Raw genomic sequence first — 16050 nt, 5'->3', positions numbered from 1 at the left:
CATCGAAAAATCGGTGACAAAATCGGCGATGTTACGCCGGCGCGGAGCGCATGTCGGAGCGCAAGTCCGAACGCACGACAGCGACAGCCGGCCGGGTACCGGCGTGTTGGCAGACCCGGTCATGCTCAATCGAAGAAAGAGCGTGCGGGACCGGTGGCGGGACGGTGGCGCTTGACGCGCGCGGCGCCGGATTGCGCCCATACGCGGACATTGTGCTGGCGCTTGAACCACAGCGGCCGCGCGCCTTGCTTGACGCGCCAGCTCTTGCGGCCGTTATGGAGCTTGTGCGCCGTATCCCAGGAAGGCACATAGCCGCTGTCCACGGCCGCCCCGCCCGGCGCGGTGCCGGCATCGGTGCCGGACAGCGCATCGTTGAAGGACTGGGTGTGCTCGTGCACTTCCTTGTGGATGGTGCGCTCGACATCGCGCGCGGCATCCTCGAACTCCGTGCGCATCTTGCGCAGTTCGTCGAGTTCGACCTCGCGGCTGACTTCCGCCTTGACGTCGTTGATATAGCGCTGCGCGCGGCCGACCAGGGCGCCGACCGTGCGCGCCACTTTCGGCAGCCGCTCGGGACCGATCACCACCAGCGCCACCGCGCCGATCAGTGCAAGCTTGGAAATGCCGAGATCGATCATGCGAGCGTCGAAAGGGAGGTGCCGCCGCCAAGTCCCGTGGCGCGCGGGACCTCACGCAGGCTTGGCACTGCTGGCGGGTGGGATGACATCGGATGAGCCGGCAAGGATCGCATCGCGCTTACTGCTGGCGCGACTTTTCCTTGGCTTCCACGTCGATGGTGGTGCTGTCGCGCAGTTCCTTGGCCGGCGCGGCTGCCGCGGCGTCTTCGCCATTGGGGTCCTTCATGCCGTCCTTGAAGCCCTTCACGGCGCCGCCCAGGTCCTGGCCGATATTGCGCAGTTTCTTGGTACCAAAAACCAGCATGACGATCACCAGCACGATGAGCCAGTGCCAAATGCTAAACGAACCCATTTTCTGCTCCTGATGAAGCCGGGGGCGGCGCCTTGCCACCCCGGCTCGTTGTTCCGTCACTGAAGGCCATGCCGGGCGACGGTTGCCGGCATGGCGTCTGACCGTGGACGTCCGGCCCGCGGTCCTGCATGGTTTGGCTGCAAGCCTGGCGCGACGCCGGTCCTCAGGACCTGGGCGTCGGGATCAGGGCAGCGGCACCTTCCACTGGTTGCGCGGGCCGCCAAGTACGTGCAGGTGGAGGTGATAGACCTCCTGCCCGCCATCCGGGCCGGTATTGATCACCGTCCGGAAACCGTTCCCGCAGCCTGCAGCACGCGCCAACTCCGGCACCTTCAACATCATTCTAGCAAGCACAGCGCTCTCGCCGGTTCCGCAATCGGCCAGCGAATCGACATGCGCCTTGGGGATAACGAGGAAGTGTACCGGGGCTTTCGGGTGGATATCGTGGAAAGCCAGCATTTCGTCGTCTTCGTAGACCTTGTTCGACGGAAGCTCGCCGGCCACGATCCGGCAGAAGATGCAATTTTGCTTTGAATTCATGAAAATTTCATTGCGTGCCGCAAATCGAGCCGCGCAGTGCGCCACGAGGCGCCCCCGCCGCGGCCTGCCAGGAACCGATCGGCGAAGCCGCCGGCCACCCATAATATAGCGCACAGTGCACACAGCTTATGCGTGAGCTTGCGCAGGCTGGCGAGCCGGTCGGCATCCGATGCGTGCGCCGCACCGCTCCCGCCGCGTTCCTGCCGCGATATCCTCAGGTTCAGGCGCCGGGCTCGCGGCGCGCCTTTTCCTCGAGCCCGGACAGCCCTTCGCGGCGCGCCAGCTCATTGACCACGTCAGCCGGTTCCAGCCCGAAGCGCGCCAGCAGGACCATGCTGTGGAACCACAGGTCGGCCACTTCGTAGACCACCTTGCCGACGGCTTCCTCGCCCAGCCCGGCGGCGCGCGCGTCCTTGGCCGCCATCACGGTCTCGGTGGCTTCCTCCCCGATCTTCTTCAGGATGGCGTCGTCGCCCTTGTGGAAGAGGCGCGCCACATAGGATTTGTCGGGATCGCCGCCATTCTCGGGCTTGCGCGATTCCAGCACCGCAGCCAGGCGCGCCAGCACGTCGGTGCTGCTTGCTTGCGTGTCGCTCATGGCTTGGCCGCGTAGATGGTGGACGGATCTTTGAGCACCGGTTCCACGGTCTGCCAGTCGCCGTTGTCGGTATCGCCCTCGAACTTCTGGAAGAAGCATGAGTGCCGCCCGGTGTGGCAGGCGATGCCGTCGTTCTGCGTGACCTTGAGCAGCACCACGTCTTCGTCGCAGTCCAGGCGGATCTCGTGGACCTTCTGCACGTGGCCGGACTCTTCGCCCTTGTGCCACAGTCGCTTGCGCGAACGCGACCAGAACACCGCCTCGCCAATCTCCACGGTGCGCTGCAGCGCCTCGCGGTTCATGAACGCAAACATGAGTACATCGTTCGAGCCGATTTCCTGGACGATCACCGGCACCAGGCCGTTATCGTCCCACTTAACCTTGTTGAGCCACTTCTTTGCCATGTCGGTTCGCCGTGTTCCAGATTTCAGATCCGCACCGGAATGCCCTCGCGGGCCATGAATGCCTTTGCCTCGCCAACGGTGTGCTCGCCGTAGTGGAAGATGCTGGCGGCCAGTACCGCGTCGGCACGGCCCAGCTTGATGCCGTCGGCCAGGTCCTGCAGCCCGCCCACGCCGCCGGAGGCGATCACCGGGATCGATACGGCGTCGCTGACCGCGCGCGTGAGTTCCAGGTCGAAGCCGCTCTTGGTGCCGTCCCGGTCCATGCTGGTGAGCAGCAGTTCGCCCGCGCCGCGCGCGGCCATCTCGCGCGCCCATGCCACGGCGTCCAGTCCGGTGGCCTTGCGCCCGCCATGGGTGAAGACTTCCCAGCGCGCCGGCTCGCCTGGCGCCGAGCTGCGCTTGGCGTCGATCGCCACCACGATGCACTGCGAGCCGTAGCGCGCGGTGGCATCCGACACCAGCTGCGGGTTGGCGATGGCCGAGGAGTTGACGCTGATCTTGTCCGCGCCGGCATTGAGCAGGCGCCGCACGTCTTCCACGGCGCGCACGCCGCCGCCCACCGTCAGCGGGATAAAGACCTGGGAAGCAACCGCCTCGATGATGTGCAGGATCAGGTCGCGGCCGTCGCTGGTCGCGGTGATATCGAGAAATGTGATTTCATCGGCGCCTTGCTCGTCATAGCGGCGGGCGATCTCGACCGGGTCGCCCGCGTCGCGCAATTCGACGAAGTTGACACCCTTGACCACCCGCCCGTTGGTCACGTCGAGGCAGGGGATGATACGTTTGGCTAGCATGTGATTCCTTGCCCGCCACGGCGCCTGCACGTGCGGGCGCCGGTGGCTGCAATTGTCGCGCGGGAGGCGCGTTGTCTTACTGCTCGGCGCCGAGCTTGTCGGCAAGTGCCTGGGCTTCGGCGAAATTGAGATCGCCCGAATAGATCGCACGGCCGCAGATCACGCCTTCCACGCCATCCTTCTGGACACGGCACAGGCGTTCGATATCGGCAAGGTCGGACAGCCCGCCGCTGGCGATCACCGGAATCGTCGCCGACTGCGCCAGCTTGACAGTGGCATCGATGTTGATGCCCTGCAGCATGCCGTCGCGGCCGATATCGGTGTAGATGATGGCTTCCACGCCGTAGTCCTCGTACTTGCGCGCGAGGTCGGCGACTTCGTGGCCCGTCAGCTTGCTCCAGCCATCGGTGGCGACCTTGCCCTCGCGGGCGTCCAGGCCCACGATGATATGGCCGCCGAACGCCGTGCAGGCATCCTTGAGGAAGCCGGGATTCTTGACCGCGGCCGTGCCGATGATGACGTAGGACAAGCCGCCGTCGAGCCAGCGCTCGATGGTGTTCAGGTCGCGGATGCCGCCCCCCAGCTGGATCGGGATCTCATCGCCCACCTCGGCGATGATGGCCTTGATGGCAGCTTCATTGCGGGGCTTGCCCACGAACGCCCCATTGAGGTCGACCAGGTGAAGGCGCCGTGCGCCCTGATTCACCCAGTGACGTGCCATGGCGGCGGGATCTTCGGAAAAGACGGTGGCCTGGTCCATGTCGCCTTGTTTGAGGCGTACACATTGACCGTCCTTCAGGTCGATGGCCGGAATGAGCAACATAAGCGTGAAGAGCGTTTGATTGAAAGAGAAGAAAGATGAGCCTAGGCCAGCATGGCCGTTCGGCCCGGTCCCGGTAAAGTCACTATATGAGGATCAGGGATTCCAGTGCACGAAGTTCCGGTAGATCTGCAAGCCCATGGCGGCGCTTTTTTCAGGGTGGAACTGCGTAGCGAAAATATTATCGCGCGCCACCGCGCTCGTAAATACGACTCCGTACTCGGTCTCGCCGGCAATATGCGCCGGATCCTGCGCATGCACGAAATAGCTGTGCACGAAATAGAACCAGCTCTCGTCGGGTATCCCTGCCCACAACGGATGAGAGCGGGCCTGCCGCACGCGGTTCCAGCCCATCTGCGGCACCTTGAAGCGCGAGCCGTCCGGCTGGGTCATCCCCTCCAGTTCGAAGCGGATCACCTCGCCGGGCAACAGGCCCAGGCACGGGGTGCTGCCGCCGGCCGTCCTACTTTCCTTGCTCAGGTCGAACAGCATCTGTTCGCCAACGCACACTCCCAGCAGCGGCTTGCTGGCGGCGGCCTCGATCACGGCCTCCTGCAAACCCGATGCGCCGAGCGCGGCCATGCAGTCCGGCATGGCTCCCTGGCCCGGCAGCACCACGCGGTCCGCCGCGCGGATCGCCGCGGGGCGGTCCACCACCTGCACATCCGCCTCCGGCGCCGCGGCACGCAAGGCCTGCGCCACCGAGCGCAGGTTGCCCATGCCGTAATCCACAATTGCTATGGTAGTCATGATTTCAAAACAGGCAACAATGTCTTCAGCCCGTCCACAATGAATTCTACGGCCAGCGCCGACAGGATCAGGCCCATCAGCCGCGTGCCGATATTGATGCCGGTGCGCCCGATCACGCGGGCAATCGGGTCAGCGGCGCGGAACGTCATATATACCACTGCGCCGAGCGCCAGTCCGATCCCGACCAGGATCAGCAACTGGTACCAGTGCTGCGTCTTGCCAGCGTAGACGATTACCGTGCTGATCGAACCGGGTCCGGTCAGCAGCGGCAGCGCCAGCGGCACCACCGCGACGCTGGCCTTGGCTTCGGCTTCATCTTCCTCCTCCGGCGTCGCCTTGGTGCGGCCGGTCTGGGCATTGAGCATGTTCATGGCCATCATGATCATGATCAGGCCGCCGCCCACCTGCAGCGAAGCCACCGAGATATTGAAGAACTCGATGATCTGCTGGCCCAGCAAGGCGGAGATACCCACCACGATCGCCACCGAAATGGACGCGATCTTGATGGTGTGCAGCTTTTCCTGCTCGGTCTGCTGGTTGGTCAGGCTGATAAAGAACGGAATCGCCCCGATCGGGTTGATCAGCGCCAGCAGCGAGATGAACGACTTGAGCGTATCCATCGGGTTGGGCCTGGGCCGTTGGTCTGGCGTGAATGGCGCACGGATATCGTACGCGTCTCGCGCCAAGGTCTGCATCGGGTACCGCGTTGACCGGAGGTTATCGCAGGCAACGCTTAGCTTGCCGGCGCGCGCGGGTGGCGGCGCCGGCCGGATTCAGCCTACCAGGGTGCCCTTGGTCGACGGGATTGTATTGCCCGCGCGCGGGTCCATCTCCACCGCCATGCGCAGTGCGCGGCCGAACGCCTTGAACACGGTCTCGCACTGGTGGTGGGCATTGATGCCGCGCAGATTGTCGATATGCAACGTGACCGCGGCATGGTTGACGAAGCCGCGGAAGAACTCGATGGTGAGGTCCACGTCGAAGCTGCCCACGCGCGCGCGGGTGAACGGCACGTGGAACTCCAGGCCGGGGCGGCCGGAGAAATCGATCACCACGCGCGACAGGCATTCGTCCAGCGGCACGTAGCTGTGGCCGTAGCGGGTGATGCCCTTCTTGTCGCCGATGGCCTTGGCGACGGCCTGGCCAAGCGCGATGCCGACGTCTTCCACCGTGTGGTGGTCGTCGATATGGGTATCGCCGGTGGCTTCGACTTCGAGGTCGAACATGCCATGGCGGGCAATCTGGTCCAGCATGTGGTCGAGGAACGGCACGCCGGACGCCAGCTTCTGGCGGCCGGTGCCGTCGAGATTCAGGGAAACGCGGATCTGCGTTTCCGAAGTATTGCGGGTGACCTCTGCAACACGCATGGTGTTAATCCTGCAACGCCGCGGCAAAGGCGGCGAGAAATTGCGCGTTCTCTTCGGGAGTGCTGACCGTGACGCGCAGACAATTGGCCAGCAACGGGTGCATTTTACCCACGTTCTTGATCAAAACCTTGCGTGCGAGCACGCCTTCGAACACCCGCGCGGCGTCGGGCACGCGCACCAGCAGGAAATTGGCGTCGCTGGGGAACACCGTCACCCCGGGCATGGCGGCCAGCGCGGCGGCCACGGTGGTGCGTTCGGCGCGCAGCTGCGCGGCCTGCTGGTCGAGCACGTCCACGTGCTCCAGCACGAACAGCGCCGTGGCCTCGGTCAGCACGTTGACGTTGTACGGCGGGCGCACCTTGTCGAACTGCGACAGCCATGCCGGTGCGCCTGCCAGGTAGCCCAGGCGGATGCCGGCCAGGCCCAGCTTGGATACCGTGCGCATCACCAGCAGGTTGCCGAACTCGGCCAGGCGCGGCATCCAGGTGTCCTGCGCGAACGGCTGGTAGGCCTCGTCCACCACCACCAGGCTGTGGCTGACCTCCCCCTGCGCGGCACGCACGATGGCTTCCATGTCGGATGCATCGAACAGGTTGCCGGTCGGATTGTTCGGGTAAGCCAGGTAGACAATGGCGGGCTGGTGCTCGGCCATGGCCGCCAGCATGGCGGCGCGGTCCAGCGTGAAGTCCGCGTTGAGCGGCACCCCGACGAACTCGAGCCCGGCGAACTGCGCCGACATGGCATACATGACGAAGCCCGGCACCGGCGCCAGCACCTTGGCGCCGGGCCTGGCCACGGCCAGCGCGAGGATGCTGATGAGCTCGTCCGAGCCGTTGCCCAGCAGCACGTCCATGCCGGCCGGCACCTGCATCACCGTCTTCAGGCGCGCGCGCAGCGCTTCGCTGCTGGGCACCGGATAGCGGTTCAGCGCCACCTCGGCCAGGCGCGCGGCCAGCTGCCCGCGCAATGCGTCGGGCAGGGTGTAGGGGTTCTCCATGGCGTCCAGCTTCACCAGACCGTGCGAATCCGCCACATGGTAGGCGCCCATGGCGCGTACGTCGTCACGGATGATGCGTTCGATCAGGGAAGGCTGCACGGCTGACATTGGATTTACCTCTGAGTGAGTGTCGGTGAAACGGTTGGTGGCTGCGGGTGGCCGGCGGCGGGCATCCCGCCCGCCGGCCACCCGGCCTCAGTTACCTCAGTTGCGCCTGAGGCGGTACTCCGCGCTGCGCGCGTGGGCCTGCAGCCCTTCGCCGTAGGCCAGTTCGGCGGCGATCTGGCCGAGCATCTGCGCGCCGTGCTCGCTCACCTCGATCAGGCTCGAGCGCTTCTGGAAGTCGTATACGCCCAGCGGCGACGAGAAACGCGCGGTGCGCGAGGTGGGCAGCACATGGTTGGGGCCGGCGCAGTAGTCGCCCAGCGATTCGCTGGTGTAGCGCCCCAGGAAGATGGCGCCGGCGTGGCGGATCCGCTCGGCCCAGTGGCGCGGGTTCTCGGCGGAAATCTCGAGGTGCTCGGGCGCGATCGCGTTGGCGATCTCGCAGGCCTCGTCCATGTCGCGCACGCGGATCAGCGCGCCACGCCCGGTCAGCGATGCCCGGATGACATCGCGGCGCGGCATGCTGTCGAGCTGGCGGCGGATGCTCAGCTCCACTTCGGCCAGGTAGTTGGCGTCCGGGCACAGCAGGATGGACTGCGCCAGTTCGTCGTGCTCGGCCTGCGAGAACAGGTCCATCGCCACCCAGTCCGGGTCGGTGGTGCCGTCGCAGATCACGAGGATTTCGGACGGGCCGGCAATCATGTCGATGCCGACGGTGCCGAACACGCGGCGCTTGGCGGCGGCCACGTAGGCGTTGCCCGGCCCGACGATCTTGTCTACCTGCGGCAGCGCGGCGGTGCCGTAGGCCAGCGCCCCCACCGCCTGCGCGCCACCGATGGTGAACACACGGTCCACCCCGGCGATCTGCGCCGCGGCCAGCACCAGTTCGTTGCGCACGCCGCCCGGCGTGGGCACCACCATGATCACTTCCTTGACGCCGGCCACGCGCGCCGGAATCGCGTTCATCAGCACGGACGAGGGGTAGGCAGCCTTGCCGCCCGGCACATAGATGCCGACGCGGTCCAGCGGCGTCACCTTCTGTCCCAGCACGGTGCCATCCGACTCGGTGTACTCCCAGCTATGGCTGCCGCACTCGATCTTCTGCTTCTCGTGGTAGCCGCGCACGCGTGCCGCCGCGGCCTCCAGCGCCGCGCGGCGCTTGGGCTCGAGCTCTTCGAGTGCGGCTTCCAGCTCGGCCTGCGAGATTTCCAGCGCGGCCATCGAAGCGGCTTCGACGCGGTCGAAGCGCTGCGTGTATTCCAGCACCGCGGGGTCGCCGCGGTCCTTCACGTCGGCCAGGATCTGCGCGACGGCGCGCTCGATGGCTTCGTCCTCGCCCGCCTCGAAGGCCAGCACCTGGCGCAGTTCGGTGGCGAAGCCCGGCTCGGTCGAATCCAGCCGGCGGATTACCAGGTTTTCCATAGCGTTCTCGTTCATGACTCCATTCCCCGGGTCCATGCCCTAGTCCTTTCCATGCCGCTCACAGCCTCAGGCCAGCGCGGCGGAGGCCCGCTCAAACGCGTCGAGGATCGGGGCCAGCCGCTCGCGCTTGAGCTTCAGGGCAGCCTGGTTGACCACCAGGCGCGACGAGATCTGCGCGATCTCCTCCACTTCGACCAGGTTGTTGGCACGCAAGGTCCCGCCGGTGCTGACCAGGTCGACGATGGCGTCGGCCAGCCCCACCAGCGGCCCGAGTTCCATCGAGCCATACAGCTTGATCAGGTCCACGTGCACGCCCTTCTTGGCGAAGTGCTCGCGCGCGGTCTGCACATACTTGGTCGCCACGGCCAGCCGCGCGCCCTGGCGCACCGCACTGGCGTAGTCGAAGCCGGCCGAGGTCGCCACCGACATGCGGCACTTGGCGATATTCAGGTCGATCGGCGCGTAGAGCCCGGCCATGCCGTGCTCCATCAGCACATCCTTGCCCGCCACGCCAAAATCGGCCGCGCCGTACTGCACGTAGGTCGGCACGTCGGAGGCGCGCACGATGATGACGCGCACGTCCGGATCGGACGTGGGCAGGATCAGCTTGCGGGAAGTTTCCGGATCCTCGGTCACGTGGATGCCGGCCGCCTCGAGCAAGGGCATGGTTTCGGTGAAGATCCGGCCCTTGGAAAGGGCCAGCGTCAACTGGGTCGGGGAGGGGCTCATCTGTGTCCTTGTTCTGGCTCTCTTGTCGGGCGCGTGGCGTGCGCTTGCGCTCAGGCGATGCGGCGGATCTTGGCGCCCACCGCCGACAGCTTGTCTTCCATGCGGTCGTAGCCGCGGTCGAGGTGATAGATGCGGTCGATCACGGTCTCGCCCTCGGCCACCAGGCCGGCGATCACCAGGCTGGCGGAAGCGCGCAGATCGGTGGCCATCACCTTGGCGCCCGACAGCCTGGGCACGCCGGTGACCACCGCGGTATTGCCTTCGACCGCGATGTCGGCGCCGAGCCGGCCCAGCTCCTGCACGTGCATGAAGCGGTTTTCGAAAATGGTCTCGGTGATGCGCGCGACGCCGCCAGCGATGCTGTTGAGCGCCATGAACTGCGCCTGCATGTCGGTGGGGAACGCCGGATACTCGGCGGTGCGGAAGCTCACCGACTGCGGGCGCTGACCCATCCGCAGGCGAATCCAGTCCTCGCCGGTCTCGATGGCGGCGCCCGTTTCGCGCAGCTTGTCCAGCACGGTGTCGAGGATGCCCGGCGAGACGCCGCGCAGCACCACGTCGCCCAGCGTGGCCGCGGCCGCGCACAGGAAGGTGCCGGCCTCGATGCGGTCGGCGATCACCGAATGGCTGGCGCCGTGCAGGCGCTCCACGCCCTGCACCACCAGGCGGTCGGTGCCGATGCCTTCGATGCGGGCGCCCATCTTGACCAGCAGGCGCGCCAGGTCGGTCACTTCCGGTTCGCGCGCGGCATTCTCCAGCACGGTCTCGCCTTCGGCCAGGGTGGCGGCCATCAGCAGGTTCTCGGTGCCGGTCACGGTAATCATGTCGGTCACCACGCGTGCGCCCTTCAGGCGCCTGGCGCGGGCGTGGATGAAGCCATGCTCGATGGTGATCTCGGCGCCCATGGCCTGCAGGCCCTTGATGTGCTGGTCGACCGGGCGCGCGCCGATGGCGCAGCCGCCGGGGAGCGAGACGCGCGCCTCGCCGAAGCGCGCCACCAGCGGACCGAGCACCAGGATCGAGGCGCGCATGGTCTTCACCAGTTCGTACGGCGCTTCGGGCGAATTGACGTCAGCGCCGTTCAGGGTGACGCGCGCGCCGTCCTGCTCGGCCTTCACGCCCATCTGGCGCAGCAGCTTGAGCGTGGTGCGTACGTCCTGCAGGTTAGGCACGTTGTCGAGCGATACGGTGTCGGCCGCCAGCAAGCCCGCGCACAGGATCGGCAGCGCGGCATTCTTGGCGCCCGAGACGCGGATCTCGCCTCGCAGCGGGCCATTGCCCTGAATCTCGAGTTTGTCCATCTTTTCTCGTTTCTGGCCGGTGCACAACACAAGCTGGCGTCCGGCGTCGTTCGTCACGTTCCGTTGCAGCGCGCCAAGGCGCACGGCCACGGGATCTGGTACCCGCGGGCCGCCCGCGCCGGGCGGCCCTGTTTGTCACGTCCGGCCTGTCGGGCGGCCAGCTTGTCTGTGCGGTGGACGCGGCCTTACTTGGCCTCGCCCGCCTGCGCCTGCCATTCGGCCGGCGTCAGCGTCTTCATCGAGAGCGCGTGGATCTCTGCGCGCATGCGGTCGCCCAGCGCGGCGTAGACCTGCTGGTGCCGCTGGATCAGGCGCTTGCCGTCGAACTGGGCGCTGACGATGGTGRCGAAGAAGTGCTGGCCGTCGCCCTCCACTTCGAGGTGTTCGCAGGACAGCCCCTGGGCGATGTAGTCCCTGACTTGTTGCGGTGTAGGCAGCATGATGTGTATTGGCGTTGGTTCGCGTGCGGGTCCGTGGCGGGTCGGCGTCAGGCGGCGTTCAGTGGCGTTCAGTGGCGCAGCTTGTAGCCGCTCTTGAGCATCCGCAGCGCAATGGCCGCGAGCACCACGAAGGCGGTGCCCACCACCGCCAGGCTGAAGGTCGGCGCAATGTCGGAGACGCCGAAGAAGCCGTAGCGGAAACCGTCGATCATGTAGAAGAACGGGTTGGCGTGCGACACCGCCTGCCAGAACGGAGGCAGCGAGTGAATGGAATAGAACACGCCGGACAGGAAGGTGGCCGGCATGATCAGGAAATTCTGGAAGGCCGCGAGCTGGTCGAACTTCTCGGCCCAGATGCCCGCGATCAGCCCCAGCGTGCCGAGGATCGCCGCACCCAGCAGCGCGAACACCACGATCCAGCCGATATTGGCGAAATGCAGGTTGGCGAACCACGCCGTCACCAGCAGCACGCCCAGGCCCACGGCCAGGCCGCGCACGATCGACGCCACCACGTAGGCGCCGAACATCTCCCAGTGCGACAGCGGCGGCAGCATGATGAACACCAGGTTGCCGGTGATCTTGGACTGGATCAGCGAGGACGAACTGTTGGCGAACGCGTTCTGCAGCACGCTCATCATCACCAGGCCCGGCACCAGGAAGGCGGTGTAGCTGATCTGGTCGTACACCTTCACGCGGTTCTCCAGCACATGGCCGAAGATCAGCAGGTACAGGATCGCCGTGAGCACCGGCGCGGCCACGGTCTGGAAGCTGACCTTCCAGAAACGCAGCACTTCCTTGTAGAGCAGCGTGCGGAAGCCCACCAGGCCACCCACCGCCATCGGCGTCAGGTGCGCGTTGATGGCGTCCCGCCCGCCGTCGAATTCGGTCGGCATCTTCATGCTGCGGCCTCCACTGCCGTATCCGGCAGCGCACCCGGCATATGGCCTTCGCGTCGCATGATCTGCACGAACACGTCTTCCAGGTCTGCCTTGTTGATTTCCATGTCTTCGATCTCGCAGCCAGCTTCGCGGCAGGCGGCCAGGATGGGCTCGACCGCCGGATAACCCGACAGCCGCAGCCGCACCGCGCGCTCGCCCGGATTGGCGGGCATGCGCAGCGGCTCGAGCGCGGCCGGCAGCGTGCCCCTGGACAGCGTCAGCGCCAGTTGCAGCCCGGCGAACTGGTTCAGCAGGTTGCTGGTGCGGTCCAGCGCCACCACCTCGCCGAACTTCAGCATGGCGATGCGGTCGCACAGCGCCTCGGCCTCTTCCAGGTAGTGCGTGGTGAGGATGATGGTGTGGCCTTCGCGGTTCAGCCGCGAAATGAACTTCCACAGCGTCTGGCGCAGCTCCACGTCCACCCCGGCGGTCGGCTCGTCGAGCACGATCACGGGCGGGCGGTGCACCAGCGCCTGCGCCACCAGCACGCGGCGCTTCATGCCGCCGGAGAGCTGGCGCATATTGCTGTCGGCCTTGTTGGTGAGATCCAGGTTGGCCATGATCTCGTCGATCCAGTCGTCGTTGCGGGTCAGGCCGAAATAGCCCGACTGCAGGCGCAGCGTCTCGCGCACCGTGAAGAATGGATCGAAGACCAGCTCCTGTGGCACCACGCCCAGCATGCGGCGCGCCAGGCGGTAGTCGGATACCACGTCGTGGCCAAGCACGCTGACGCTGCCCGAATCGGCGCGATTCAGCCCGGCGAGAATGGAAATCAGCGTGGTCTTGCCCGCGCCATTGGGGCCGAGCAGGCCGAAGAATTCTCCGCGCTCGACAGTGAAGCTGACGCCCTTGAGCGCCTGCAGGTTGCGGTAGCGCTTGCGAACGTCGGTGAGTTCGATGGCTTTCATGGCCGGATACTGTTTGGCAGGCGCTGCGGGCTGTCGGCTCGCGCGCCGGCCTCCTTGAAATGGCGGGGACCGCCTGGGTGCTTCGACCGGTTCTTGCGTCTGCTCCGGGCCTTTTGCGCCGGAACGGTCGAACAACCCGGAATTATAGGGGATGCGGGGGCAGTCCCGCTCTGAGCACGAGGCGTGGCGGCTGCCATCGCCCGGGCATCGCAGTGGCAGGTGCCGCCTCGGCGGCCTGCCATGGATGCCGGTTCAATGTCGGTGGGAAGCGGTGTGCGGCGCGCCGGCGCCGGCCTGGGGCGCCAGTTCCAGCAAGGAATCGACGCCGTACAGCGCGGCCAGCTGGGCCAGCTGCGGCGGTACGCCGACAAAGGACAGCGCCTGGCCGCGGCCGGCGGCGTCGCGCTGCCACGCCAGCAACACGGCCACTGCGGCGGAATCGACCTGCGTCAGCGCGCTGCAATCCACCCTGGCCTCGCCCTGGGCCAGGCGAGCCAGTCCGTCACGCAGCACGGTGGCGGCGTTCCGGTTGGTCAGCGAGGTGTCGAGCGAGAGCATCTGGCAGGATTCGGGATGTCGGCGGTCGAAGCGGTATGCGCGCTTCCGGCGTGGAAAAACGCGCCCGCCGGTCGGACGGGAGCGTTCATTGTAAAACACTTCGCCCACTCATGCTGCGCCGCAACCTGCCATTTGCGCAGGCTGCAAGGCGCGCATCTCAGTTCTTCGCGTTGGCCAGCTGGCGATTGCGGTCCTGCAGCGTCTTGATCACGCCGTCCACGCCCTGCTGGCCGACGATGGTGTTGAAGCTGCCCTTGTAGGCCTCGGTCAGCCAGGCACCCAGCACATTGATGTCATAGACCTTCCAGCCCTGCGGCGTCTTCTCGAGGCGGTAGTCCAGCTGGATCGGCTCGCCCTTGTTGATGACCTGGGTGCGGATGGTGGCGTCGGTGTCGTCCGCCGTGCCGCGGTACGGGCGGAACTGCACCTGTTGGTCCCGGATCTGCGCGATCGCGCCCGAGTAGGTACGGATCAGCAGGGTCTTGAATTCGTCAGTGATCTGCTTTTGCTGCTCCGGCGAGGCCTTGGACCAGTTGCGGCCCATGGCGATCTGCGTCGTCCTCTGGAAATCCGCGTTGGGCAGGATCTTTTGTTCAACCAGCGCGGAGATCTTGCCGATATTGCCGGCCTGCATGTCCTTGTCCGTCTTGACAGTCGCCATCACGTCGTTGACCACGGCCTTGACGAGGCCATCGGGTGTGCTGGCATCCTGCGTCTGGGCATGGGCAGCCCCGGCAAAGGCAGCTACGGCGAGAAAAGGCAGCAACAGTCGCTTGATCATCATCTTCGTCCTTCCTTATCAAATCAAACGCAAGAATCGCCGCGGCGCGGCAACCTGCGCAATCCGGCTTCAAGTGCCGGTAGTGGCCCTGCCCCGGTTGGAGCGAGGCGGGCCGGGGGAGTTCGTGACACCAGAGCTTCCGGCGCCACATTCAAACAATTTGTTGCAGCGCTCACAGCCGCGTCACGTCGTCACGCGCCGGCGAGCGGGTAGCGGCTCAGCGGCCGAAGCGGATGCCCCCCGGCATCTGCACGGGCGGCGTAGGCAACGACTGATTTTCCTGCTGGGAGTCGGCCGGTGGCGCCGAAGGCTCGCCCTCCTCTTCGCTTTGCGGAGGATTGCCGTCGTAGATCTGGTACTCGCGGCGCTGCAGGTAAGCGTCGCGCAGGAAAGTGTACTTGTCGAGCGCGGCCTCTTCGATCAGGTTGGATGCGCCCAGCAGCGAAGCGCGCGTGCTGACGATGCGCACCCCGGTCAGCGTATTGCGCGCCCACACCGGATCCAGATAGGCCAGCGGGTCCATCTGGCGGTCCACCAGCATGCCGACGGTATCGCGCACCGTGCTCGGCCCGAACAGCGGCAGCACCAGGTATGGGCCGGAAGGCACGCCCCACACGCCGAGGGTCTGGCCGAAATCTTCCTTGTATTTCGGCAGGCCGGCCGGCGTGGCGATGTCGATCAGGCCGCCGAGGCCCAGCACGCTGTTGATCGCCACGCGCATGGTGTCTTCCGCGGCGCGCGCGGGCTTGCCCTGCAGCAGGTTGTTGACGGCGGAGTAGACGTCGCTGACGTTGGAGAACGCGTTGTCGATGGCGGTGCGCACCGGCGACGGGATGAAGTCGGCGTAGAGCTGGCCGACCGGCTTGAGCACGCCCTTGTCAAAGTCTTCGTTGATGCGCGAGACCTCGCGGTTGAAGGGCTCGATAGGGTCCTTCGGGTTCGCTGTCGGGCCCGTCGCGCACCCCGCCATCAACAAGGCGGCCGCAGCCGCCGTCAACCACTTCTGTCCCCCGCGCCACCACGCAGGGACACCTTTGCCACTCATTTCAACCCCCCTGCGGGGGCGCTGGCCGCACTCCCGCCCGCGTTGTTGCCACCGGCACCTGCGTCCGCGGCCTTGTTATACAGGAACTGCCCGATCAGGTTTTCCAGCACCACGGCAGACTGCGTCATGGTGATGCGCGCGCCCTCGGCCAGCATGGCCGTGTCGCCGCCCGCCTCGAGGCCGATGTACTGCTCGCCCAGCAAGCCCGAGGTGAGGATCTTGGCCGAGGTGTCCTTGGGAAACTGGTAGCGCTTTTCCAGGTTCATCAACACGGTGGCCTGGTAGGTCTTGTCGTCGAAGCGGATGTCCACCACACGGCCCACCACCACCCCGGCGCTCTTGACCGGCGCGCGCGGCTTGAGGCCGCCGATGTTGTCGAAGCGCGCCTGCACGGCGTAAGTGTCCTGGAACGACAGCGAGCTCATATTGCCGGCCTTCAGCGCCAGGAACAGCAGCGCGACAAAGCCCGCCACCACAAACAGACCAACCCAGAAATCGAGGGTATTTCTTTTCATCTCTCGTCTCTTCTTCAAGTACAGCGCCCTCGGCAATGGCCGTGGCGG

At 66.1% G+C, this 16050-nt stretch carries 21 protein-coding genes; all 21 read right to left on the bottom strand.

Features of this window, described 5'->3' with window-relative positions; translation table 11 throughout:
• Positions 1-125: 125 nt before the first annotated feature.
• Positions 126-638 carry a Sec-independent protein translocase protein TatB gene (tatB, locus tag AB4Z48_RS22650; protein ID WP_441618054.1) on the bottom strand — a complete coding sequence of 171 codons (513 nt, stop codon included), beginning with the start codon at positions 636-638 and terminating at the stop codon, positions 126-128.
• Positions 639-756: 118 nt separating this feature from the next.
• The gene (gene tatA / locus AB4Z48_RS22645) at positions 757-990 is read right to left on the bottom strand and encodes a Sec-independent protein translocase subunit TatA (protein ID WP_441618052.1); all 234 of its coding nucleotides are present in this window, start codon (positions 988-990) and stop codon (positions 757-759) included.
• A gap of 183 nt (positions 991-1173) precedes the next feature.
• A complete protein-coding gene (locus AB4Z48_RS22640) occupies positions 1174-1530 on the bottom strand; it encodes a histidine triad nucleotide-binding protein (protein ID WP_441618051.1) in 357 nt (118 codons plus the stop codon).
• A 220-nt stretch (positions 1531-1750) separates the two neighbouring features.
• On the bottom strand, positions 1751-2128 hold the full coding sequence (locus AB4Z48_RS22635; RefSeq protein WP_441618049.1) for a phosphoribosyl-ATP diphosphatase: 378 nt from the start codon (positions 2126-2128) through the stop codon (positions 1751-1753).
• On the bottom strand, positions 2125-2532 hold the full coding sequence (gene hisI / locus AB4Z48_RS22630; protein WP_441618047.1) for a phosphoribosyl-AMP cyclohydrolase: 408 nt from the start codon (positions 2530-2532) through the stop codon (positions 2125-2127). The genes AB4Z48_RS22635 and hisI overlap by 4 nt, the downstream gene beginning before the upstream one ends.
• Positions 2533-2555: 23 nt before the next feature.
• Positions 2556-3326 carry an imidazole glycerol phosphate synthase subunit HisF gene (hisF, locus tag AB4Z48_RS22625; RefSeq protein WP_441618045.1) on the bottom strand — a complete coding sequence of 257 codons (771 nt, stop codon included), beginning with the start codon at positions 3324-3326 and terminating at the stop codon, positions 2556-2558.
• Positions 3327-3402: 76 nt separating this feature from the next.
• A complete protein-coding gene (gene hisA / locus AB4Z48_RS22620; RefSeq protein ID WP_441618043.1) occupies positions 3403-4149 on the bottom strand; it encodes a 1-(5-phosphoribosyl)-5-[(5-phosphoribosylamino)methylideneamino]imidazole-4-carboxamide isomerase in 747 nt (248 codons plus the stop codon).
• A gap of 93 nt (positions 4150-4242) precedes the next feature.
• Positions 4243-4896 carry an imidazole glycerol phosphate synthase subunit HisH gene (gene hisH, locus AB4Z48_RS22615; RefSeq protein ID WP_441618041.1) on the bottom strand — a complete coding sequence of 218 codons (654 nt, stop codon included), beginning with the start codon at positions 4894-4896 and terminating at the stop codon, positions 4243-4245.
• Positions 4893-5516 carry a YchE family NAAT transporter gene (locus AB4Z48_RS22610; RefSeq protein ID WP_441618039.1) on the bottom strand — a complete coding sequence of 208 codons (624 nt, stop codon included), beginning with the start codon at positions 5514-5516 and terminating at the stop codon, positions 4893-4895. The genes hisH and AB4Z48_RS22610 overlap by 4 nt, the downstream gene beginning before the upstream one ends.
• Positions 5517-5669: 153 nt before the next feature.
• On the bottom strand, positions 5670-6263 hold the full coding sequence (hisB, locus tag AB4Z48_RS22605; protein WP_441618037.1) for an imidazoleglycerol-phosphate dehydratase HisB: 594 nt from the start codon (positions 6261-6263) through the stop codon (positions 5670-5672).
• Between the two features lie 4 nt (positions 6264-6267).
• Positions 6268-7368, bottom strand: a complete 1101-nt coding sequence (hisC, locus tag AB4Z48_RS22600; protein ID WP_441618035.1) for a histidinol-phosphate transaminase — start codon at positions 7366-7368, stop codon at positions 6268-6270.
• A 96-nt stretch (positions 7369-7464) separates the two neighbouring features.
• On the bottom strand, positions 7465-8802 hold the full coding sequence (hisD, locus tag AB4Z48_RS22595) for a histidinol dehydrogenase (RefSeq protein ID WP_441618033.1): 1338 nt from the start codon (positions 8800-8802) through the stop codon (positions 7465-7467).
• A 51-nt stretch (positions 8803-8853) separates the two neighbouring features.
• Positions 8854-9516, bottom strand: a complete 663-nt coding sequence (gene hisG, locus AB4Z48_RS22590; RefSeq protein ID WP_006159652.1) for an ATP phosphoribosyltransferase — start codon at positions 9514-9516, stop codon at positions 8854-8856.
• Between the two features lie 50 nt (positions 9517-9566).
• Positions 9567-10817, bottom strand: a complete 1251-nt coding sequence (gene murA / locus AB4Z48_RS22585; protein ID WP_441618031.1) for a UDP-N-acetylglucosamine 1-carboxyvinyltransferase — start codon at positions 10815-10817, stop codon at positions 9567-9569.
• Between the two features lie 185 nt (positions 10818-11002).
• Positions 11003-11257, bottom strand: a complete 255-nt coding sequence (locus AB4Z48_RS22580) for a BolA family protein (protein ID WP_441618029.1) — start codon at positions 11255-11257, stop codon at positions 11003-11005.
• 68 nt (positions 11258-11325) lie between these two features.
• Positions 11326-12096 (bottom strand): ABC transporter permease, encoded by a 771-nt coding sequence (locus AB4Z48_RS22575; RefSeq protein ID WP_441618174.1) that lies wholly within the window; start codon positions 12094-12096, stop codon positions 11326-11328.
• A gap of 56 nt (positions 12097-12152) precedes the next feature.
• Positions 12153-13103: an ABC transporter ATP-binding protein gene (locus tag AB4Z48_RS22570; protein ID WP_441618027.1), complete on the bottom strand. Its 951-nt coding sequence runs from the start codon at positions 13101-13103 to the stop codon at positions 12153-12155.
• Positions 13104-13355: 252 nt separating this feature from the next.
• Positions 13356-13760: an STAS domain-containing protein gene (locus tag AB4Z48_RS22565; RefSeq protein WP_441618025.1), complete on the bottom strand. Its 405-nt coding sequence runs from the start codon at positions 13758-13760 to the stop codon at positions 13356-13358.
• A 58-nt stretch (positions 13761-13818) separates the two neighbouring features.
• A complete protein-coding gene (locus tag AB4Z48_RS22560) occupies positions 13819-14442 on the bottom strand; it encodes an MlaC/ttg2D family ABC transporter substrate-binding protein (protein ID WP_441618172.1) in 624 nt (207 codons plus the stop codon).
• Between the two features lie 217 nt (positions 14443-14659).
• A complete protein-coding gene (locus tag AB4Z48_RS22555) occupies positions 14660-15487 on the bottom strand; it encodes an MlaA family lipoprotein (RefSeq protein ID WP_441618023.1) in 828 nt (275 codons plus the stop codon).
• Positions 15484-16002 (bottom strand): outer membrane lipid asymmetry maintenance protein MlaD, encoded by a 519-nt coding sequence (mlaD, locus tag AB4Z48_RS22550; protein WP_441618021.1) that lies wholly within the window; start codon positions 16000-16002, stop codon positions 15484-15486. The genes AB4Z48_RS22555 and mlaD overlap by 4 nt, the downstream gene beginning before the upstream one ends.
• Between the last annotated feature and the right edge of the window lie 48 nt (positions 16003-16050).

Origin of the sequence: Cupriavidus sp. 2TAF22 (genome assembly GCF_052115045.1) — a bacterium.
In the GTDB taxonomy this organism is placed as follows: Bacteria; Pseudomonadota; Gammaproteobacteria; order Burkholderiales; family Burkholderiaceae; genus Cupriavidus.
Note: the sequence above shows the minus strand (reverse complement) of the source record. Positions and strands in the feature narration are given on the sequence as shown.